The sequence below is a fragment of the Salinicoccus sesuvii genome, assembly GCF_042648145.1.
GTDB classification, from domain to species: domain Bacteria; phylum Bacillota; class Bacilli; order Staphylococcales; family Salinicoccaceae; genus Salinicoccus; species Salinicoccus sesuvii.
On record NZ_JBHRWV010000001.1, the window covers coordinates 15,169 to 36,900 of the forward strand.

The 21,732-nt window shown below is 45.4% G+C and carries 22 protein-coding genes; all 22 read left to right on the plus strand.

The window, feature by feature from the left end; all coding sequences use genetic code 11:
• The first annotated feature begins 64 nt into the window (after positions 1–64).
• The 22 genes from ispE to lysS all read left to right on the plus strand — a co-directional run bounded on the left by ispE (position 65) and on the right by lysS (position 21,653).
• The gene (gene ispE, locus ACFOJ8_RS00105; protein WP_380651021.1) at positions 65–910 is read left to right on the plus strand and encodes a 4-(cytidine 5'-diphospho)-2-C-methyl-D-erythritol kinase; all 846 of its coding nucleotides are present in this window, start codon (positions 65–67) and stop codon (positions 908–910) included.
• 63 nt (positions 911–973) lie between these two features.
• Positions 974–1,813 carry a pur operon repressor gene (gene purR, locus ACFOJ8_RS00110; RefSeq protein WP_380651024.1) on the plus strand — a complete coding sequence of 280 codons (840 nt, stop codon included), beginning with the start codon at positions 974–976 and terminating at the stop codon, positions 1,811–1,813.
• Positions 1,814–1,844: 31 nt separating this feature from the next.
• Positions 1,845–2,225 (plus strand): RidA family protein, encoded by a 381-nt coding sequence (locus ACFOJ8_RS00115; RefSeq protein ID WP_380651027.1) that lies wholly within the window; start codon positions 1,845–1,847, stop codon positions 2,223–2,225.
• 61 nt (positions 2,226–2,286) lie between these two features.
• Entirely contained in the window at positions 2,287–2,673 is a 387-nt protein-coding gene (gene spoVG / locus ACFOJ8_RS00120) for a septation regulator SpoVG (protein WP_380651029.1), read from the plus strand.
• Positions 2,674–2,803: 130 nt separating this feature from the next.
• Complete coding sequence (gene glmU / locus ACFOJ8_RS00125; protein WP_380651031.1) at positions 2,804–4,165, plus strand: bifunctional UDP-N-acetylglucosamine diphosphorylase/glucosamine-1-phosphate N-acetyltransferase GlmU; 1,362 nt, start codon at positions 2,804–2,806, stop codon at positions 4,163–4,165.
• Between the two features lie 12 nt (positions 4,166–4,177).
• Positions 4,178–5,152, plus strand: a complete 975-nt coding sequence (locus ACFOJ8_RS00130) for a ribose-phosphate diphosphokinase (RefSeq protein WP_380651034.1) — start codon at positions 4,178–4,180, stop codon at positions 5,150–5,152.
• 117 nt (positions 5,153–5,269) lie between these two features.
• A complete protein-coding gene (locus tag ACFOJ8_RS00135; protein WP_380651037.1) occupies positions 5,270–5,926 on the plus strand; it encodes a 50S ribosomal protein L25/general stress protein Ctc in 657 nt (218 codons plus the stop codon).
• 63 nt (positions 5,927–5,989) lie between these two features.
• Positions 5,990–6,562 (plus strand): aminoacyl-tRNA hydrolase, encoded by a 573-nt coding sequence (pth, locus tag ACFOJ8_RS00140; protein WP_380651040.1) that lies wholly within the window; start codon positions 5,990–5,992, stop codon positions 6,560–6,562.
• The gene (mfd, locus tag ACFOJ8_RS00145) at positions 6,555–10,025 is read left to right on the plus strand and encodes a transcription-repair coupling factor (protein ID WP_380651043.1); all 3,471 of its coding nucleotides are present in this window, start codon (positions 6,555–6,557) and stop codon (positions 10,023–10,025) included. The genes pth and mfd overlap by 8 nt, the downstream gene beginning before the upstream one ends.
• Positions 10,022–11,200 carry a MazG nucleotide pyrophosphohydrolase domain-containing protein gene (locus ACFOJ8_RS00150; RefSeq protein WP_380651046.1) on the plus strand — a complete coding sequence of 393 codons (1,179 nt, stop codon included), beginning with the start codon at positions 10,022–10,024 and terminating at the stop codon, positions 11,198–11,200. Before mfd ends, ACFOJ8_RS00150 begins: the two co-directional genes overlap by 4 nt.
• Positions 11,190–11,465 (plus strand): RNA-binding S4 domain-containing protein, encoded by a 276-nt coding sequence (locus tag ACFOJ8_RS00155; RefSeq protein WP_380651049.1) that lies wholly within the window; start codon positions 11,190–11,192, stop codon positions 11,463–11,465. The genes ACFOJ8_RS00150 and ACFOJ8_RS00155 overlap by 11 nt, the downstream gene beginning before the upstream one ends.
• A gap of 69 nt (positions 11,466–11,534) precedes the next feature.
• Entirely contained in the window at positions 11,535–11,933 is a 399-nt protein-coding gene (locus tag ACFOJ8_RS00160; protein WP_380651053.1) for an FtsB family cell division protein, read from the plus strand.
• Between the two features lie 85 nt (positions 11,934–12,018).
• Entirely contained in the window at positions 12,019–12,399 is a 381-nt protein-coding gene (locus ACFOJ8_RS00165) for a S1 domain-containing RNA-binding protein (RefSeq protein WP_380651056.1), read from the plus strand.
• A gap of 59 nt (positions 12,400–12,458) precedes the next feature.
• A complete protein-coding gene (gene tilS / locus ACFOJ8_RS00170; protein ID WP_380651059.1) occupies positions 12,459–13,712 on the plus strand; it encodes a tRNA lysidine(34) synthetase TilS in 1,254 nt (417 codons plus the stop codon).
• Positions 13,702–14,235, plus strand: coding sequence for a hypoxanthine phosphoribosyltransferase (gene hpt / locus ACFOJ8_RS00175; RefSeq protein WP_380656942.1), 534 nt, complete (start codon positions 13,702–13,704; stop codon positions 14,233–14,235). Before tilS ends, hpt begins: the two co-directional genes overlap by 11 nt.
• 74 nt (positions 14,236–14,309) lie before the next feature.
• A complete protein-coding gene (gene ftsH, locus ACFOJ8_RS00180; RefSeq protein WP_380651062.1) occupies positions 14,310–16,409 on the plus strand; it encodes an ATP-dependent zinc metalloprotease FtsH in 2,100 nt (699 codons plus the stop codon).
• A 45-nt stretch (positions 16,410–16,454) separates the two neighbouring features.
• The gene (hslO, locus tag ACFOJ8_RS00185) at positions 16,455–17,330 is read left to right on the plus strand and encodes an Hsp33 family molecular chaperone HslO (RefSeq protein WP_380656945.1); all 876 of its coding nucleotides are present in this window, start codon (positions 16,455–16,457) and stop codon (positions 17,328–17,330) included.
• Between the two features lie 67 nt (positions 17,331–17,397).
• Complete coding sequence (gene cysK, locus ACFOJ8_RS00190; protein ID WP_380651064.1) at positions 17,398–18,327, plus strand: cysteine synthase A; 930 nt, start codon at positions 17,398–17,400, stop codon at positions 18,325–18,327.
• Positions 18,328–18,448: 121 nt separating this feature from the next.
• Entirely contained in the window at positions 18,449–19,237 is a 789-nt protein-coding gene (gene folP, locus ACFOJ8_RS00195; protein WP_380651066.1) for a dihydropteroate synthase, read from the plus strand.
• The gene (gene folB, locus ACFOJ8_RS00200) at positions 19,230–19,595 is read left to right on the plus strand and encodes a dihydroneopterin aldolase (RefSeq protein WP_380651069.1); all 366 of its coding nucleotides are present in this window, start codon (positions 19,230–19,232) and stop codon (positions 19,593–19,595) included. The genes folP and folB overlap by 8 nt, the downstream gene beginning before the upstream one ends.
• Positions 19,595–20,071: a 2-amino-4-hydroxy-6-hydroxymethyldihydropteridine diphosphokinase gene (gene folK / locus ACFOJ8_RS00205; protein WP_380651071.1), complete on the plus strand. Its 477-nt coding sequence runs from the start codon at positions 19,595–19,597 to the stop codon at positions 20,069–20,071. The genes folB and folK overlap by 1 nt, the downstream gene beginning before the upstream one ends.
• Positions 20,072–20,165: 94 nt before the next feature.
• Positions 20,166–21,653, plus strand: a complete 1,488-nt coding sequence (gene lysS, locus ACFOJ8_RS00210; RefSeq protein ID WP_380651074.1) for a lysine--tRNA ligase — start codon at positions 20,166–20,168, stop codon at positions 21,651–21,653.
• Positions 21,654–21,732: the final 79 nt, after the last annotated feature.

Here is a 21,732-nt window from a genome sequence, read left to right on the forward strand (position 1 = left end):
ATATTGTATCGTTCCAATTTATGATAAAATGATACAAAAATGACCGTATAATGGATGTGAAAGTATGCATTTTGAAACTGCACCAGCAAAAATCAATTTGACATTGGATACACTTTTCAAAAGAGAAGACGGCTATCATGAAGTGAACATGGTCATGACGACTGTCGATCTGAATGATCAGCTCTCATTTGAGAAGCGAAATGATAAGAAAATCGTCATCGAGACGGAGCATCAGTATGTACCTTCCGATCGTCGCAATCTAGCCTATCAGGCTGCAGCCCTGATGATTCGCAGGTACAGCATCGATACAGGGGTCACTATCGTAATAGAAAAGAATATCCCTATTGCCGCAGGGCTTGCAGGAGGCTCGGCAGATGCAGCGGCCACATTCAGGGGTATCAATGAACTGTATGACCTTGGTATTGATATCGGAGAGCTGGCCGAACTGTCTGGTCAGCTCGGTTCCGATATTCCTTTTTGTGTATATGGTGGAACAGCACTGGCAACTGGCAGAGGTGAAAGAATCGAGCACCTATGTAAACCTCCGAACGCCTGGGTGGTTTTAGCCAAGCCAAAAGTGAATGTGTCGACAAAAACCATTTATCAAGCTTTACAACCTGGGAAGAACAGACCAGCTTCAGAAAATATGGTTGAAGCAATTGAAGCTGGCAACTACCAGATGATGATGAAGCTGATGAAGAATGATCTTCAGGAAGTGACTATGAAAAAGCATCCAGATGTCAAAAAGCTCATTGATACGATGCTCGACAATGGCGCAGATGGTGCGATGATGAGTGGGAGTGGTCCTACAGTTTTTGGATTCACCCATAAGGAGCGGCAGGCGACCCAACTCTACAATGCAATTAAAGGCTGTTGTCACGAAGTTTATAAAGTAAGATTGCTTGGGTGATTGCTGAAAACCGAACTTTTATGGTAAAATCACTGTATTAAATACGGTATCAGGAGTTATTTTATGAAATTCAAACGCAGTGAACGGTTGGTTTTCATGACCCAACACCTCACTTCCCATCCGAATCAGCTGATTCCACTTACATATTTCGTAGACAAGTTTACGCAAGCGAAATCATCAATCAGCGAGGACATCCGTATCATCAAGGACGTCTTTGAAAATGAAGGTATCGGCACTGTACAGACAACAGCAGGCGCAGGAGGCGGTGTTACATTTCAGCCGAAAATCAGTTATGAGCGAGCTGAAGAGATTGTCAGCCATTTCATGGAAGTGCTGAAGATGAAGGAGCGTCTTCTTCCTGGCGGTTACCTCTACATGTCGGATATCATGGGCAACCCCCATCTGATGAATGATATCGGGGAATTAATAGCAACAATGTATGGTGATGAGACGATTGATGCGGTCGTCACAATCGCGACTAAAGGTATTTCATTCGCAAATGCAGTGGCCAGAAAACTAAATGTACCAGTAGCTGTCATCCGTAAAGACAATAAGGTGACAGAAGGTTCCACCGTCTCCGTCAATTACGTATCAGGTTCGACGCGCAAGATAGAGACAATGGTCCTATCGAAGCGTACGCTAAAAGAAGGGTCCAAAGTTCTAGTCGTGGATGACTTCCTGCGCGCTGGTGGTTCGATAACAGGTGTGATTAATCTAATGGAGGAATTCTCTGCAGAAGTGGTTGGGGTCAGTGTGTTGGTCGAAGCGAAACAAGTAGAAAACCGTCGTTTCAACGATTACACTTCATTGTTGAAGGTTTCGGAAATCGATGAATTCAATCAATCCTTCCTAGTGGAAGAGGGTAATTGTTTAGAGTATATTGAGAATGGGAACGAAAAATAAAATTCTACAAGTCAGAAGGAGTCCTATACTAATGGAAGCCATTAATTCTTCAAAAGCACCAGAAGCACTCGGACCATACAGCCATGGTATGAAAGTAGGTAGCATGTTCTATTCATCGGGTCAGATTCCGCTGAATCTAGAGGGTGAAATCGTCTCGGACGATGTACAGGAACAGACTACACAAGTTATGAAGAATGTCGGGCATGTTCTTGAGGCAGCGAATCTGGATTACGGGAACATTGTCAAAACAACGATTTTCATCAGCGATATGAATGATTTCCCACTGATCAATGAAGTTTACGGTGAGTATTTTACGGGTAAACTACCAGCAAGATCATGTGTAGAAGTCAGTCGTTTACCTAAAGATGTAAGAGTCGAGATTGAAGTGATTGCATCTGAAACGAACGAATAGATTGGTTGACTGAAGCAGTACACATACGATCCAACAATAACTATTATTGGGGGAACATACGATGAAAATAACAGATGTTAGACTGCGGAAAGTAAATAACCAAGATACTAGAATGAAGGCACTGGCATCAATTACGTTTGAAGATGCATTCGTCATCCATGACCTTAGGGTCATCGAGGGAAATAACGGATTATTCGTAGCAATGCCGAGCAAAAGGACGCCTGATGGGGAATTTAGAGATATTGCCCACCCAATCCACTCCGATATGCGTCAGCATGTACAACAAGAAGTGATGCGAGTCTACGAAGAGACAGAAGATCCTGAGCCACAAATAGAAGAGGCACCTGATACGTCAGAAACGATTGTCGATCCTACAAAGGACGCTGTCAGTCGCGAGGATGAGGAGTACCATCAGTCAGAACAAAATGGTATGAGAGAAGATAGATAGTATCAACCCGCAAAGCATATGCTTTGTGGGTTTTTTGCGATCAACAACTTTATTAATGTATCCGCTTACAACTTGAAACTCCCACATTTCTAAAATATAATTGAGGATAGCTATAAAATGGAGGTAAACTATGCAGACGAGAGCAATTATCCTTGCAGCCGGAAAAGGTACACGGATGAAGTCCGAGAAATACAAGGTACTGCATGAGGTATGTGGTACACCGATGATCCAGCACGTCATTGGCAATTTGAGAGAAGCCGGTATTTCAGATATCTACGCGGTTCTTGGACATGGGTCTGAAACAGTCAGCAGCTATCTGGGCGACAGTATACATACGACGATCCAGGAAGAACAGCTTGGGACAGCGCATGCAGTGCGTCAGTGGCAGGATTCGCTTCAGGATAAGGACGGCCATACAATGGTCGTATGCGGAGATACACCGCTTATAAGTGAAACGACGATGCAGGCATTCATGAACTATCACCTTGAAACTGGATCGAAAGCCACTATTTTGTCTTCGCGTACACAGATGCCCCTCGGCTATGGTCGGATAGTGAGAAAAGAGAATGGTTCAGTCAAACGTATCGTTGAGGAGAAAGATGCGACTGATCTGGAACGTGAAATCAAAGAGGTTAGCTCAGGAACTTTTATTTTCGATAATCGTACATTATTTGAGGCACTTGAGCAGGTGGATAACAATAATGTCCAAAACGAATACTATCTCCCGGATGTCATCTCCATTCTTCGTGAACAACGGGCGCGAGTGGAAGCTTACGTAACGCCTGACTTTGAAGAAACTCTTGGTATCAATGACAAGGTTGCTTTAGCCCATGCCGAGTCGGTGATGAGAAAGCGTATCAATACACTGCATATGCAGAATGGTGTAACGCTGATCGATCCTGATGTAACATACATCGACAAATCGGTTGTCATCGGTAGTGATACAATCATCTATCCAGGTGCAATCCTCCGCGGCAGAACCGAAATCGGCAAAAATGCAATAATCTCGTCAGGATCAGAAATAAAGGACTCCATCATAGGTGATGATGTTGAGATCAGACAGTCTGTTGTGACATCGTCGAAAGTAGGTAGAGGGACAAAGGTCGGACCATTTGCCCAACTGAGACCGGAATCGGAACTTGGGGAAGAAGTGAAAATCGGAAACTTTGTTGAAATCAAGAAAGCCACACTTGAAAATGAATCCAAAGTCTCCCACCTCAGCTATATCGGGGATGCTTTTATTGGTGCCCGGTCCAATATCGGTTGCGGTACCATAACTGTAAACTACGATGGTAAGAACAAATTCAGAACGGAAATCGGGCAAGATGCATTTATCGGGTGCAATTCTAATCTTGTAGCACCTGTCAAAGTAGGTGACCGATCTTTCATAGCTGCGGGTTCCACAATTACAGAAGAGGTGCCTGAGGATAGCCTGGCGATTGCTAGGAACAGGCAGACGACAAAAGACGGATACTATAAAAAAGATAATTAATGGAGGAAGAACATGTTAGCTTCTAGCAATCACTATAAAAATTCAAACCTACGCCTTTTCTCTCTACAGGCAAACGAACCACTCGCAAGAGAAATTGCAGAACATATCGGAATTCCTCTCGGAAAGTGTCAGGTTAAGAGATTTTCTGACGAAGAGGTTCAGATCAACATAGAAGAGAGTGTGCGTGGGTGTGATGTGTTCGTTGTCCAGCCAACAAGTCAGCCGGTCAACGAACACTTGATGGAGCTATTGATCATGATAGATGCATTGAAGCGTGCTTCTGCTGCTACAATCAATATCGTAATGCCTTATTATGGCTATGCTCGTCAAGATAGGAAGAGCCGCTCGCGTGAGCCGATCACTGCGAAGCTTGTTGCCAACTTGATAGAGACGGCTGGAGCAGATCGTGTGATTTCTCTCGACCTTCATGCACCGCAACTTCAGGGCTTCTTCGATATTCCGATCGACCACCTTATGGGGGTACCGATTCTGAGTGATTACTTCCAGGAAAACAAGTCATTCAATTTTGATGAGGTTGTCGTTGTCTCTCCGGATCATGGTGGGGTAACACGTGCCCGCAAGATGGCAGATCGTCTAAAGACGCCAATCGCCATTATTGATAAACGCCGCCCAATGCCGAACGTGGCAGAGGTGATGAATATTGTAGGTGAAATCGAAGGCCGTACTGCGATCATCATCGATGATATCATCGATACTGGCGGTACAATGAAGCTTGCAGCCCAGGCTCTTCTTGATAAAGGTGCGAAAGAAGTTTATGCGTGCTGTACGCATGCGGTACTATCCGGCCCCGCAATTTCGAGGATCGAAGAATCGGTCATCAAGGAACTGGTAGTAACGAACTCCATACAGTTGCCTGAAGAAAAGAAAAGCAGTAAAATTGTAGAGCTTTCAGTGGGCGAGCTCATGGCACAGGCCATCGTTCGCGTCTATGAAGAGGAGTCTGTAAGCCTACTTTTTGATAATTAAAGCAGTTCCCGTGATGTTTTTTTTACAAACATGCGGGTAATATGCTATTATTATGCATGGCTATGTGTTAAATGAAGTAATGCAAAACTGTCTGTAGATGAAAGGTGGAAATATACCATGGCAAAATTAGCCTCAACGAATAGAGAAGGCAAAGCAAAGCGTTCAGAAGTTACTGAATTGCGCGCAGAGGGTAAAATCCCTGCTGTTGTGTACGGCTATGAAGTGGAGAACACTGCAGTCGCTGTAGACGAAAATGAATTTATCAAGGTTATCCGTGAAGTTGGACGAAACGGCGTCATTGATCTTGACGTGTCCGGTAATCCAGTAAAAGTAATGGTTACAGAATATCAGGCTGATTCCCTGAAAAATCAGATCACACACATCGACTTCGTAGCGATCAACATGAAGTCCGAAGTGACAGTTGATGTTGCAATCGAGACAGTCGGAGAAGCAGCTGGCGTAGCTGAAGGCGGCGTAGTTGAGCACCCAGTGTTCGAAGTTTCCGTTACAGCAACACCAGACAACATCCCGGAATCCATCCAAGTGGATATTGAAGAAATGCAGATTGGCGATACACTTTATGTATCTGATATCCGTTCCAAAGGTAACTACACAATTGAGAACGAAGACGACGAGGCAATTATTTCTATCGTTCCACCTCAAGCAGAAGAGCCTGAAGAGGATGAAGCGGCAGAAAGTGAAGAAACTGAAGGATCTGAAGAAGCAACAGAATCTGAGGAATCTTCCGAAGAAGGCAATCAAGAAGAAGCGTAATATATGTTTGATTATGGCGGTGGACTTCCCATCGCCTTTTTTAACGTTCTATGAGGTGATGGAATGAAATGTGTGATTGGACTTGGAAATCCAGGGAAGAAGTATGACTATACAAGACATAATATCGGCTTTATGGTAATCGACCATATGGCGGATGCACTCGGCATCGATCTCTCCAGCAAAAAATTTAAATGCCTTTTTGGTGTAGGTTACTATAAAGGGCAAAGAGTAATGCTCGTCAAGCCAGAGACTTTTATGAACCTGAGTGGCGAAGGTGTGCGCCCGCTTCTCGATTACTACAAGATTGATGTTGAAGACATACTCGTTTTATACGACGATCTAGACCTCCCTGTCGGTAGACTGCGTCTACGGAAAAAGGGAAGTGGTGGTGGCCATAATGGCATTAAATCACTCAACCAGCATCTGGGTACAGAAAAGTATAAAAGGATTCGTATCGGTATAGATCGACCCGGGCCCGGAGGCTCGATTCCGAGCTACGTGCTCGGTAGATTTTCCAAAACCGAACAACCTGTAATTGAAAAAGTGGTCACACGTTCTTCCGAAGCCTCGGCTGCGTTTTTGACAGAGTCGTTCGAAGAAGTGATGACGGAATACAACGGTGATGTAGATGAATGATAAAGTGTCAAAAAGAATACAGAATGATGAGCGTTTTCTAGAAGTCGCCAATCATAAAGATTCGCTGAACATGATGGTTACTGGCATCAATGACGACTTCAAACCAGCTCTGTTATATGAGTTGGTACAATCGGAAGGACGTCCGATTGTCCTGTTTGTACAGAACAACCATCAGATGGAAAAATTGGCTGCGCCCCTGATGGATATGATGGACAATGTCCATACTTTCCCGGTTGGGGATATCATGATAGAGAATCATGCCAAACAGAGTCCCGAATTCATGAAAGCACGAATGAGCAGTCTTTTTGCTCTGGCACATAATGAGCCAGGGCTATTTATCGTCCCCGTTCATGCGCTTTTAAAACCGTTAATGCCAAAGGAGAAGCTTCTTAACTTTGAGAAGAAGATAGAAGTAGGAAGTATTCTCGAATACGATCAATTCATTGAAGATTTGGTAAGTCTCGGTTATAGAAGAATGAATCAGGCCGTACACTTCGGAGAGTTTGCAGTTCGTGGGGACATCATTGATGTTTATATGTCCGAGCAACTGATCCGGATTGAGCTGTTTGATGACGAAGTGGACTCCCTTAGATCAATCGATCCGGAAACACAGCGTTCCATAGAGAATATCGATGCTTTCCAGATGAAACCGCATGCTGAGTATATCATCGAACAGGATGAACGCGCCCGACTGCTTAAGAAGGTCGAGCAGATGCATCAGAATACTAGAGTACATCTGGATCAGACGGCCAAGGAGGCGCTGGACGAGTATTACGACACAGTTACCCATCCAGATCAGACGTTCAACCATCTGGTCCACTACAGTCGTCTGCTGACCGACCGCGATATTTCCATAGTCGATTACATTAGTGATGCACATCGCGTGATCGTCGATGAGGTTAAAAATATGGCAGCCGCATATGAATCGGAGTTCAATTCAGTCAGTAGCTATTACGAATCTATGATCGAAGCTGGCCGTATGTTTAAAGGAGGAGGTAATTTCCTCGAAGGACAATATGAACGGTTATTATCGCTCCGAGGCAGCACCTATTTCAACCTTTTCACAAAAAGCATGCCAGTCGAGATCGGTCATATCGTAAAAATATCAGTCCGGCCGACTGAAGTCTACTATGGTCAATACGATATTCTTGCTTCAAACCTCAACAAGATGCTGAATGATGGATATATGATCAACTTGGTCCTAAGGGATGAGGATGAGGTCGACAAGACACACCAGTTGCTTGAAGACTTGAAAATCCCGAGTTATATCGAGGAAATTCCGGTGGATTCTGGGATTGTACTGACGAGAGGTGTCTTGTCAAAAGGTTTTATTCTACCATTCATGAAAGTAGCAGTGCTTGGTTCTAAGGAGCTCTACAATAAAACATCGCGCAAGAAGAAACGGACCAAAAAAATATCCAATGCAGAAAAGATCAAGTCCTACCAGGAACTGAATGTCGGAGATTACATCGTTCACGTCCACCACGGTGTCGGACGCTATCTCGGTATTGAGACCCTTGAAATCAGCGGTATTCATAACGACTATATGAAGCTGCAGTATAAAGGTACAGATCAGCTCTACATTCCAGTTGACCAGATGAATCTTGTGCAGAAGTATGTCTCTAGCGACGATGGACAGCCGAAGATGCACAAGCTTGGTGGCACGGATTGGAAAAAGACAAAAGCGAAGGTCGAGGCCAATGTCAATGAAATTGCAGATGAACTGATCAAGCTGTATCAAGAGCGGAGTCAGGCTGAAGGGTTCGCATATTCGATGGATACAGATATGCAAACGGCTTTTGAAGAACGCTTCCCTTACGAACCGACGCCCGATCAGGTGGCTTCAGTCGGCGAGATCAAAAAAGATATGGAGTCAATCCAGCCCATGGACCGGCTGCTCTGTGGAGACGTTGGATATGGTAAGACCGAAGTAGCCATACGGGCTGCATTCAAAGCTGTACAGGATGGCAAACAGGTGGCGTTCCTTGTACCGACAACCATACTTGCAGCGCAGCACTATGAAAGTCTGATCGAAAGAATCGAGGACTTCCCGGTCAACGTCGACATGATGAGCCGCTTTAGAACCGCAGGTCAGCTGAAAAAGACGAAGGAAGGCTTGAAAAAGGGCACAGTCGATATCGTCGTCGGGACCCACAAAGTACTGGCAAAAGACATCGAGTTTAAGGATCTCGGCATGCTCATCATCGATGAAGAACAGCGCTTTGGTGTCAGGCATAAGGAAAAGATTAAACAACTGAAAACAAACGTTGATGTCCTCACACTGACAGCGACACCAATTCCAAGAACACTCCACATGAGCCTCTCCGGCGTCAGGGATCTTTCTGTCATTGAGACACCGCCTGAAAACCGTTTTCCAGTCCAGACATACGTCCTCGAATACCAGGGTGACTTTGTACGGGAGGCAATAGAGCGTGAGCTTTCGCGCGATGGCCAAGTGTTCTATCTGCATAATCGGGTAGATACAATCTATCAGAAAAAAGCACATGTCGAAGCAATGGTCCCAGATGCAGAAGTCGGCGTCATGCATGCTAAGATGAACGAAAAAGAGATTGAGGAGACGATGCTTGCTTTTGTCAACGGCGAGTACGATGTGTTGGTGACAACAACAATCATCGAGACGGGGGTTGACGTACCAAATGCCAATACATTGATTATCGAGGATGCAGACCGCTTCGGACTGAGTCAGCTGTATCAGTTGCGCGGCCGTGTCGGCCGGAGTAACCGTATCAGTTATGCCTATCTCTTCCATCAGCCAGATAAGGTGCTGACCGAAGTCGCAGAGAAGCGACTTGAGGCCATCAAAGAATATACGGAACTTGGTAGTGGTTTTAAGATTGCGATGCGCGATCTCAACATCCGTGGTGCCGGCAATCTCCTCGGTAAGCACCAGTCGGGCTTCATCGACTCTGTTGGGTATGAGCTCTACTCTGAGATGCTCGAGAGTGCCGTCAAAGAGAAGCAGGGGCTTGAACCTGAGCCAGAACCAGTTAATATACCGATCGATATCACGTTGGATGCTTATATACCGGCATCCTATATTTCACACGAACAGTCCAAGATCGATATATACAAACGGCTGAGAAAAACGGAATCGATTGATGTCATACGTGATATACAAGATGAGTTGTTGGATCGCTTCGGGGAATACCCTGTCGAAGTGGAACGTCTGCTTCAGCTTGTCCGTATCAAAGTCTTTGCATTAATGTTTGGCATCTATCAAGTCAAAGAAGACAGTCGCAATTTCTATCTCAATGTCTCACAGAAAGCGACAGGTCAGATCGATGGTGAGAAATTGTTCAACGATACGCAGGACTATGGCAGAATTATGAAGATATCCGTGCAGAACGGGGAGATGCTGATTACGATTCGGAACAAGGATGTCAATCAGCTTGTCAATATTCTGGAAGCGGTGCAGAACAGTAGGATGGAGGAAGTACTATGAAGCACATAGAAGTGATTGGACTTGGGAGTTCCGATCTCGACCAGATGCCGCTTGGCGTCTGGCGACGTCTCGAACAAGCTAAACGGGTATATCTGCGAACTGAAGATCACCCGGCAGTGACAGCGCTCAAGGAGAGTGGGACTGAGCTGATCAATTTGGATCATATGTATGAGCAGAATGAAACATTCGAAGCAACATATCATGCGATAGTAGATAAGCTTCTGACAGCAGCAGAACATGAAGCGGTACTTTATGCAGTGCCTGGTCACCCAATGTTCTACGAAACGACGACCGAGCTGTTGCTTGCACATCAGCAAGAAGGTGAACTTGAAGTGTCGATATCCGGCGGTCAAAGTTTTATTGATGCGGTCATTGCTGCTGTCGGCGTTCCTGTGAATGAAGGGTTCCAAGTACTTGATGGCATGACTTTCAATATTGAGAATCTGGATTATCATAAACACACATTGGTTACACAAGTCTATGACCAGTACAGCCTTGGCGAAGTCAAACTGTCACTCCTTGAATATTATCCACCTGAAACCCGAGTAAAGCTCGTCGATGCTGCAGGCGGCACTGGAGAACAGGTCATAGATTTGCCGCTTCATGAAATCGATCACGTAGGTATTCAGAGTAACCTGCTCTGTCTCTATATTCCGAAAGTTGAAGATGCGCGCATATCACAGCGTGATATCCACTATATGACGGAGGTGTTTGATCGGCTCGTCAGTGAGGATGGGTGTCCATGGGACAAGGTGCAGACCCACAAATCGATTGAGCGCCACTTGATTGAAGAAACCTACGAAGTAATCGAGGCAATCGAAAGAGAGGACGACGAAGGCATCGTCGAGGAGCTCGGTGATATTCTCCTGCAAGTCGCACTTCACAGTGCCATCGCCAAAAAGGATGGCTATTTCGACTTCTTCGATGTTCTGGACAGTGTGACGGCTAAAATCATCAGACGCCATCCGCACGTGTTCGGCGATGTCTCTGTTGAGTCCCTTGATGATCTCGACCGTGTGTGGGCAGAAGCTAAGGCAAAAGAAGGAAAAAAGAACAAAATAAAGTATGAAAAAGCCTATGGTGGTATTGTATTGGAATGGATGCAGCAAACCATCCATCAAGAGAAACCGCTTGAGGACATTTTGAAAGAGAGGGGATATAAAGATGAGACTTGATAAATTTCTCAAAGTATCCAGAGTAATCAAAAGACGGACGTTAGCCAAGGAGATCAGTGATGATGGCCGCGTCAAGGTCAACGACAAAACAGCCAAAGCAGGCACAGATCTTTCGGTTGGAGACATTGTAGAAATCGAATTCGGTAGAAAGATTGTCACACTTGAAGTACTGCAGCTCGGTGCACATGCCCGCAAGGAAGACGCAGAGCGCATGTACAAAGTGGTAAAAGAACAGAAAATTGAAAAGGATACCAGTTTTCTCTAGTAAACAACGTTTTTATAGTGTATTTTATAGATAGATAGCAGACAACGGACAGATTGAAGGTGTAGAGCCGTGAGCAAGGTAGTCAAGGTCATCAATAATTACACGAAAAGACGCGAAAATGAGAAGAAGACAAAACAGAACGAGAATCTTGCAGCGAAGAAGCGAACATTATTGTTTGGAAGTGTACTGCTTGTAATAGCAGGCATTCTGCTCATTGTCGCTTTTAGTCAAAAGAATCATAATCAGTTGCTTCACGAAGAGCTTGTCCAGGCACAGGTTGTATTGGACGAGCGCGTAGATGAGTCGAAGGATCTGGAACAGCAGATCAAACAACTGAATGATGATACCTATATTACACGTATTGCAAGAAGCGAATTCTTCCTTTCTGAAGAGGGTGAGATTGTGTTCAATCTTGCGGACTCGGAAGAAGCGGAAGCGCAGTCTGAAAAAAATGAGAACGAGGAATAATCATTACAATATGTAATGATTATTTTTCTCTTTAATGATATGATAAGAAGAGATTAAATGATAATTGGGAGGATAATATATAACGATGTCAGTCGAAGTGGGCAGTAAAGTAAAAGGGAAAGTCACGGGTATCAAGAATTTCGGAGCATTTGTAGAGCTTCCGGGAGGAAAGACAGGGCTCGTTCACATCAGTGAGGTTGCAGATCAGTATGTAGAGGATATCAATGAGCACCTTAGTGTAGGGGAAGAAGTGGAAGTCAAGGTCCTGACCGTTGGAGATGACGGCAAAATCAGTCTGTCCATCAAAAAAGCGAAAGAGCAAAAACCTAAGCCGAAACCACGCAAAGAGCCGTCTCCGGAAGATTTCGAGAAGAAGCTCTCGAGTTTCCTAAAAGATAGCGAAGACCGCATGTCAACCATCAAGAGACAGGCCGAATCACGTCGTGGTGGACGAGGCAAGAAATAGATAGAGACATAGACGATTCCAGTAATCGTCTTATTTTATTTTCTGAGAAGGATGATCTTATGGAACTCTTCACGCCTTGGGACCCGGAGGAAAAGGTTGCGCTCGCAATTTCGGGCGGAGTAGATTCCATGGTTCTGTATCAGCTTTTAAACACGGTTTATAAAGAGACCTACGATACGCTCCTCCTCCTCCATGTAAATCATGGACAACGAACAGCTTCATTTGACGAGGCGGAATATATCGTCGATATGGCACAACGAAACGGCCAACTATGTGAAACGGTCACGCTCGATATACTATCGGCCGAATTTAGTCAGGAGAAGGCTAGGGTAGCGCGGTATGATTTTTTTGGTGAAATGATGGTAAGACACGGTGCGTCAGTACTGCTTACAGCACATCATCTCGATGATCAGTATGAAACCATTCTCCATGCCCTACTTACCGGGCGTCATCTGCCTGGTAGGATGGGGATTCCAGTGCAAAGGCACATGGTCGACTACACCATTGTCCGTCCACTGATTGACGCGTCACGCACAGAAATTGTGGACTATGCCACAGCGCACGATGTGGTCTATTTCGAAGATGAAACGAATGTCCGGACCGACTACACAAGAAATTACATCCGTCATCGACTCATGCCACAAATTCGGGAGAGCCGGCATCTTCATGAGCAACAGCTCCTTCGTGTCCAGCAGGATATGACTGATGTGGATGCGCTTTTGAAGGACCGAGCAGATGCTTTCCTGGCGCGCTACAACACACACATCGACCGTCGCGTGTTCAATCAGGAAAGACGCATCGTCAGGTTGTACATACTGACAACTTGGCTTGCCGCGCACGGCGAGGTACCAAGACGTCGTCATATCGAGTCCATCCTCGATGCGATTGAGTCGGATATCCCCAACGCATCCTTTGAAACAGGTGCGGTCAGCATCGTCCTATCATACGATCTTGTACTAAAAGTACAAAGCCAGAATGAAAAAATGGAGATGCTAGAAATTTATGGCGACGGTACTTATCATTTCAATGGATACAAGATTACAGCGCATATGGCGGACAGCTATTACCCGTTGATTGTCAGGACGAAATCGGAGGGTGACCGCATGGCGGTTCCCGGTACGGGCAGGAAGAAACTGTCGCGCATTTTCATTGATAATAAGGTACCTGCTGATGAGCGCTGTAGGATGCCTGTCGTTGTGGATAAAAACCGTCAAATCATTGCACTGGGTGAAATTTATAATATAATGGATAGCAAGGAAAAGAAGCGTCAATTAATTATTGAAAAGGAGTTTACGAATGAGCCTGAGAAATGATATTAGCGAGATTGTGCTGTCTGAAGAAGAAATTCAGAATATAGCAGAACGGCTCGGCAAAAAGATTACTGAAGACTATGAAGGAAAAACGCCAATACTGGTCGGCCTCCTGAAAGGTTCCATCATGTTCATGGGAGACTTGATCAAGTACATAGATACACATCTGGAAATTGATTTCATGGATGTTTCAAGCTATGTCGGTACAAAATCTTCCGGTGAAGTGAAAATTCTAAAAGATCTCTCCACTTCGGTGGATGGTCGTCATGTACTTGTAGTGGAAGACATCATAGAGACCGGCACAACATTGAATTCAATCATTGATCTGATCGAATACAGAAATGCAGCATCACTTGAAATAGTGACGTTGTTGGATAAACCGATAAACAGAGAGCTTGAAGTTGATGTGAAGTATGTAGGAACGGAAATACCTGATGGTTTCGTCGTCGGTTACGGACTGGATTTCGATGAAAAATATCGCAATCTGCCGTATATCGGTCTATTGAAGCCCGAGCTTTACCAGTAAGGCAAAACAGTGGAATAACTTTGTGAAATTATGGTATTATTTCTCTTAGTCGTATTAGAAATGGAGGTTTACGGATGCCTAAGAATGTAGGCCGTAACATTTTACTGATACTCATCCTATCAGTCATCATGTTTGGTATATTTCAAAGTTTCAATGGCAATTCAGCTCTTGAAGAGGAACTCCGTTATGGTGAATTCCTTGAGCAGTTGGATGCCGGTAACATAGAAGAACTCACGATACAGCCTGAACAGAACGTCTATCTCGTTGAAGGTCGTCTGTCCGGACAGAATGAACAGGAATCCTTTACCTCTGTAATTCCTTACAACAGTACCGAGGACCTGAATCAGATTCTGGATACAGCAAGGGCCCAAGAAGGCCTCAACTTCTCGATTGAACCTGCAGAAGAGCAGAGTCCTTGGACAAGCATGCTGTTTACATTCATTCCCTTGTTGCTTATCCTCTTCCTCTTCTTGTTCCTGATGAGTCAGGCACAAGGCGGCGGTGGCGGTGGCGGCCGTGTGATGAACTTTGGTAAGAGTAAAGCGAAGCTCTACGACCAAAGCAAGAAGAAAGTCCGTTTCGAAGACGTGGCGGGCGCAGATGAAGAGAAGCAAGAACTCGTCGAAGTGGTGGACTTCCTGAAGGATCCACGTCGTTTTGACCGCATCGGTGCAAAAATACCTAAAGGTGTGCTGCTTGTCGGCCCGCCGGGTACAGGTAAAACGCTAATCGCAAAAGCGGTCGCTGGAGAAGCGGGGGTACCGTTCTTCTCAATCAGTGGTTCCGATTTTGTTGAGATGTTTGTCGGTGTTGGTGCTTCCCGTGTACGTGACCTCTTTGAAAACGCCAAGAAGAACGCGCCATGTATCATCTTCATCGATGAAATCGATGCCGTTGGCCGTCAGCGTGGTGCAGGTGTCGGTGGCGGTCACGATGAGCGTGAACAAACGTTGAACCAGCTGCTCGTGGAAATGGATGGTTTCGGGGAAAACGAAGGCATCATCATGATTGCAGCGACAAACAGACCAGATATTTTGGACCCAGCACTACTGCGCCCAGGTCGTTTCGACAGACAGATTCCGGTCGGTCGCCCTGATGTTAAAGGCCGTGAGGCAGTACTTAAAGTACACGCGAAGAATAAGCCGTTCGATGACAGCGTTGATTTTGCTGCATTGGCTGCGAGAACACCTGGCTTCTCAGGTGCAGATCTTGAGAATCTGCTGAATGAAGCAGCACTTGTCGCTGCCAGACAGGAAAAATCGAAAATTGACATGCGAGATGTCGATGAAGCGACAGACAGGGTCATCGCCGGCCCGGCGAAGAAGAGCCGTGTCATTTCGAAGAAAGAACGTAATATCGTTGCCTACCACGAAGCTGGCCACACCATCATCGGCATGGTTCTAGATGATGCGGATATGGTCCACAAAGTGACAATCGTTCCCCGCGGTCAGGCAGGCGGTTATGCAGTAATGCTTCCAAAAGAAGATCGCTACTTCATGACGAAGCCGGAACTTGAAGACAAGATTGTCGGTCTTCTTGGTGGTCGTGTATCCGAAGAGATTACTTTCGGTGAAGTGTCTACAGGTGCACACAACGACTTCCAAAGATCAACTGGCATTGCACGTAGCATGGTGACGGAGTACGGCATGAGTGATAAACTTGGACCGTTACAGTTTGGCGATTCCAATGGCCAAGTCTTCCTTGGTAAAGATATGCAATCCGATCCGAACTACTCAGATAGCATCGCCTATGAAATTGATCAGGAAATGCAGAATATCATCAAGACACAGTACGAACGTTGCCGCCAGATTCTGACGGATCACCAAGAGCAGCTCAATCTGATCGCCGAAACACTGCTTGAAGTAGAGACGCTTGATCGTGAACAGATTGAAGGGCTTTTCCACAACGGTAAATTGCCTGAGCGTAATTACGAAGAGAGTCGTGATGACGAAGCAGATGAAAAAATTGGCCCATCTTTCGAAGAGGCCAAAGAGGAAGCCAATAGACGCTCTGAGGAAGATCCTGCTGAAGAAGCAGAAAAAGAAGAAACATCTCGCTTCGTTGAACCTGGCGAACAACCGGTTGAACGTAGAGAAAACCCACAGGAAGATCGTTCTCTGAATGAACAAAGAGAAAGAGAACAGCGGTGGGAAGAAGATAACCGAAGAAACTAATGCCAAGTCGCCCTTAGGGCGACTTTTGGTTATTTATAAGGAGGAATTCCAATGGATCGTCTGATCAGAGGAATTGGAATGAACGATGAAATTCGTATCTTTTCCGTAGATACAACAGATACAGTAAACGAAGCAGTAAGTAGACATGGTGCCTATCCAACAGCTGCAGCAGCTCTCGGCCGCTCGATGACAGCAGGTCTGATGATGGGTGCAATGCTCAAAAACGAGGAAAAAGTAACAATTACTGTCCAGGGCGGCGGCCCAATCGGTGCAATCGTAGTCGATAGCGATGCTAAAGGGAGCGTGCGTGGCTATCTTGGGAACCCGAAAGTGCATTTCCCACTCAATGATATCGGAAAGCTTGATGTAAGACGGGCTGTTGGTACAGATGGCTTCCTGAGTGTAGCTAAGGACATTGGCTTGAAGGATCACTTCACGGGCTCGACTGAAATAGTGTCCGGCGAACTGGGAGAAGATTTTTCATACTACTTCTACGCGAGTGAGCAGATTCCATCCATCGTCGCGCTTGGTGTGCTGGTAAACCCAGACAATACAATCAAAGCTGCCGGTGGGTTCATCATACAGGTGCTGCCGGGTGCGAGTGATGAGACAATGGCCTATCTTGATGCACGTGCCAAGGAAATGACACCTGTGTCGAAATTGATCGATCAGGGGCTATCTCCAGAGGAGATCATCAATGAGGCGATAGGAGAAGAGAACTGGAGATCACTCGATGAGATGCCGGTCCACTTCGAATGTAGTTGTTCGAAGGATAGATTCCTGAACGCCATCGCATCACTTGATCCATCTGAGATTATTGCTATGATCCAAGAAGATGGTGGTGCGGAAGCGGATTGTCATTTCTGCCGTAATAAAGTCTGGATCGAGAAAGAAGAACTCCAGGAACTTATCGCGCATTAGAATTGATTTTCGACAATGAAAATGGTATATTTTTCATAGTAAATAAGTAGGGATGAAGGAGACTGTTATGAGTAGACTTTATAATAGCATTACAGAAGTGATCGGCAACACGCCACTTGTGAAGCTTAATAACCTGACAGACGACAGCATGGCTGATATTTATGTAAAGTTGGAATTCATGAATCCCGGAAGTTCAGTCAAGGACCGCATTGCGCTCTCCATGATTGAACGCGCTGAAAAGGAAGGCGTACTCACTGCAGATACGACAATTATCGAGCCAACAAGCGGTAATACCGGTATTGGACTGGCGATGGTAGCAGCAAGTAAAGGCTACAGAACAATACTTGTCATGCCGGATACGATGAGTAAGGAACGACGCAACCTACTCAAAGCGTATGGGGCAGAACTCATTTTGACCCCAGGAGCGGAAGGCATGAAAGGGGCCATTGGCAAAGCCGGAGAGCTTGCTGAGAAGAACGGTTACTTTATGCCCCAGCAGTTTGAAAATATGGCCAATCCTGAAATCCACGAAAAAACAACAGGACCTGAACTTGTTGAACAGACGGAAGGCTTAGATATGGGAGCGTTCGTCGCAGGTATTGGTACAGGTGGTACTATTTCTGGAGCCGGCAAAGTGCTCAAGGAGAAGTATCCGGATCTTAAGATTTATGCAGTGGAACCTGAAGATTCCCCTGTCTTGAGTGGTGGAAAACCAGGGCCGCACAAACTGCAGGGTCTCGGTGCAGGCTTCGTGCCAAAAATCCTCAATACGGAAATATACGACGAAGTTATTCAAGTTGGTAATGAGGTGGCGATGGAATGGGCACGTGAACTGGCAGCGAAGGAAGGTATCCTTGGTGGGATCTCTTCTGGCGCAGCAGTAAAAGCGAGCCTTGAAGTCGCGAAGAAGCTCGGCAAAGGCAAAAGTGTCGTAACAGTACTGCCATCGAATGGTGAAAGATACTTGTCCACCCCACTATTTAACTTCGAAGACTGATGCATTGCACAAAGACCATGTCCCGACTGGGATATGGTCTTTTATTTTCAACAACGGAGTCTTATGCTTCGATATCCATACATGTTATAATATTGCTATTCTTACGGAATAGAGGGATAGTATGAAACGACTTCAGATCATGGGCATACTGAACGTGACACCGGACTCCTTCAGTGATGGCGGAAAATACCATTCTGTGGAAGGTGCGGTGGCTCAAGCAAGGCGAATGGCCCAAGAAGGTGCAGATATCATCGATGTCGGAGGCTATTCCACACGACCTGGGCATAGTGAGGTCAGTACGGAAGAAGAAATCAAGCGAATTGTTCCTGTTATCGAGGCGATTCGGGACATCGGTCCAGACATTTCAATCGATACTTTCCGAGGGCCTGTGGCAAGGTGTGCAATAGAAGCAGGAGCGACGATGATCAACGACCAGTGGCGGGGAACATATGATGAAACCATTCTGGATGTAGCAAGAGACTATAATGTCCCGATATTCCTGATGCACAACAATACTCACGCTACATACAACGATGTTGTAGAAGAGATGATTGGAGAACTGATGGATTCAGTGGCGTTGGCAGAATCCCACGGTGTTCCACGTGAGAATATATGGCTTGATCCAGGCATTGGCTTCGTTAAATCGCGGAGTGAGGAATTGGCGGTGATGCGTCACTTGGAAATGCTCGTAGCAACAGGGTATCCTGTGTTGCTTGCGACGAGTCGCAAGCGTATGATCAAGGAACTGATTGATCAGGAAACGACAGCTACGGAGCGGGATGAAGCGACCGCAGCTACAACCATCTACGGCATCGATAAAGGCGTCAGTGCAGTGAGGGTACATAATGTGGCTCTCAACCGAAAACTTTCTGATGCATATATTAAGCTCAAGGAGGATTTCGATGGATAATATCAAAATCAATGGTATCAAAACATACGCCTATCACGGTGTCCTTGAAGCAGAGCGTATACTCGGCCAGTTCTTCATTACCGATGTTGTCATGTATCTGGATCTGTCAGCTGCCTCCAAAACGGATAAGCTGACCGAGACAGTACATTATGGCGAAGCATATCAGATGATTGAGCAGATCGTTAAAGGAGAATCGGTAGATCTTATCGAACATCTTGCCGAAAAGGTATCTACGGCACTGTTTGACCAGTATGATAAAATAATAAAGACAGAAGTGACCATCACTAAAACAAACCCTCCGATAGAGGGTAACTATGATAACGTCAGCATTACATTGAATAGAAAGCGGGAAGATTAATGGCGGTTGTATATTTGGGACTTGGAAGTAACCTGGGAGATCGCAGGGAGAACCTCGAAACTGCCATAAACAGGCTTGAGGACCATGAATCAATCGAAGTGGTCAAACGCTCATCCATCCTTGAGACAGCACCCTATGGAAAAACAGATCAGCCAGACTTCATGAACATGTGTATCATGATTGCAACGCGCGTCTCTCCTTTGGACCTTCTTGAGATTGTCCTCGCTGTTGAACATGACATGGGACGTGTGAGGAAAGAAGTATGGGGGCCACGTACGATTGACATAGACATACTACTCTATGAAGACCTGGAGTTGTCCTTGGATGATCTGAACATTCCCCACACGGAGATGCACAAGCGTGGGTTCGTTCTCAGACCGCTTTCGGAAATTGCAGGAGATGTGGTCCATCCTCGCTTCGGCAAAACGATTGAGACGCTGAAACATGAGCTGGAAGCAGAGGAAGCAGGCCACTAGGCTCTTTCTGTTCATTTCGACGATGAATCAAGTAAAACCTGCTCGACATATGAAATGAAATTAAAAATAATTGATAGTATAGGAGAGAAAACCATTGAGTGAAGAAATAAATGACCAAATAGCAGTCAGAAGAGAAAAAATGCAGCAACTCATCGATCTAGGTATCGATCCATTCGGTGAGAAATTTGAACGTACATCCTACACGGACGAACTAAAAGCATCTTGGGATGGATTTTCAAAAGAAGAACTGGCAGATAAAGAGTCGGAATCGACTACAGTAATTGCCGGACGCCTGATGACGAAGAGGGGCAAGGGTAAGGCAGGATTTGCCCATATCCAGGATATTAAAGGACAGTTGCAATTGTATGTCCGCAAAGATCAGGTGGGTGACGAAGCGTTCGATATATGGAACCAAGCGGATCTTGGAGATATCGTTGGTGTCAAAGGTGTCATGTTCAAGACAAATACAGGTGAACTTTCCGTCAAAGCACAGGAGTTTACATTGCTGACGAAAGCATTGCGTCCACTGCCGGATAAATATCATGGTCTGAAAGATGTTGAAGAACGCTATCGCAGACGTTACCTCGATTTGATTACAAGTGAGGATTCCAAAGATACATTCATTAAGCGCAGTCGTATCATCCAGGAAATGCGTAACTATCTCAATCAGCGCGGATTCCTTGAAGTAGAGACGCCAATGATGCATACCATTGCAGGGGGCGCTCAGGCACGTCCATTCGTTACGCACCATAATGCACTTGATATGGAACTTTTCATGCGTATCGCAATTGAACTTCATTTGAAACGTCTGATTGTCGGTGGTATGGAGAAAGTTTATGAAATCGGCCGTGTATTCAGGAACGAAGGTGTTTCCACACGCCATAATCCTGAATTTACAATGATCGAGCTCTATGAAGCTTATGCTAATTTTCACGATATCATGGATCTCACGGAAGAAATGGTGGCGCACATTGCCAAGCACGTCAATGGCACGACAGTCATCGAATACGGTGGTGAAGAGATCGACCTAACGCCACAGTGGAGACGAGTGCATATGGTTGATGCGGTAAAGGAACAAACCGGAGTCGACTTTTACGAGGTCAAAACCGATGCAGAAGCGCATGAACTTGCGGAAGCACATGGTATTGAAGTGAAGAGCACAATGAAATACGGGCATATTCTGAATGAATTTTTCGAACAGAAGGTGGAAGAAACACTTATTCAGCCGACATTCATTTTCGGACATCCGATTGAAATTTCCCCGCTTGCTAAACAGAATCCGGAAGATCCAAGATTCACAGATCGTTTCGAGCTGTTCATCGTAGGGCGAGAGCATGCGAATGCATTTACAGAGCTTAACGATCCAATTGACCAGAGAAAGCGTTTTGAAGCTCAAGTTGCAGAGAAGGAAGCAGGCAACGACGAGGCACACGAAATGGACGAAGATTTCCTCGAATCACTCGAATATGGCATGCCACCGACCGGTGGTCTCGGTATCGGCATCGATCGCCTTATCATGCTACTGACAGATTCCGCATCCATCCGTGATGTTTTGTTGTTCCCTTATATGAGACAAAAATAATCATTATAAATAATAATACACTCAGTAAAGGCTCTGAGTGTATTATTTCCTTTTTTAAATGGTTGTGGTTGTTGACTTT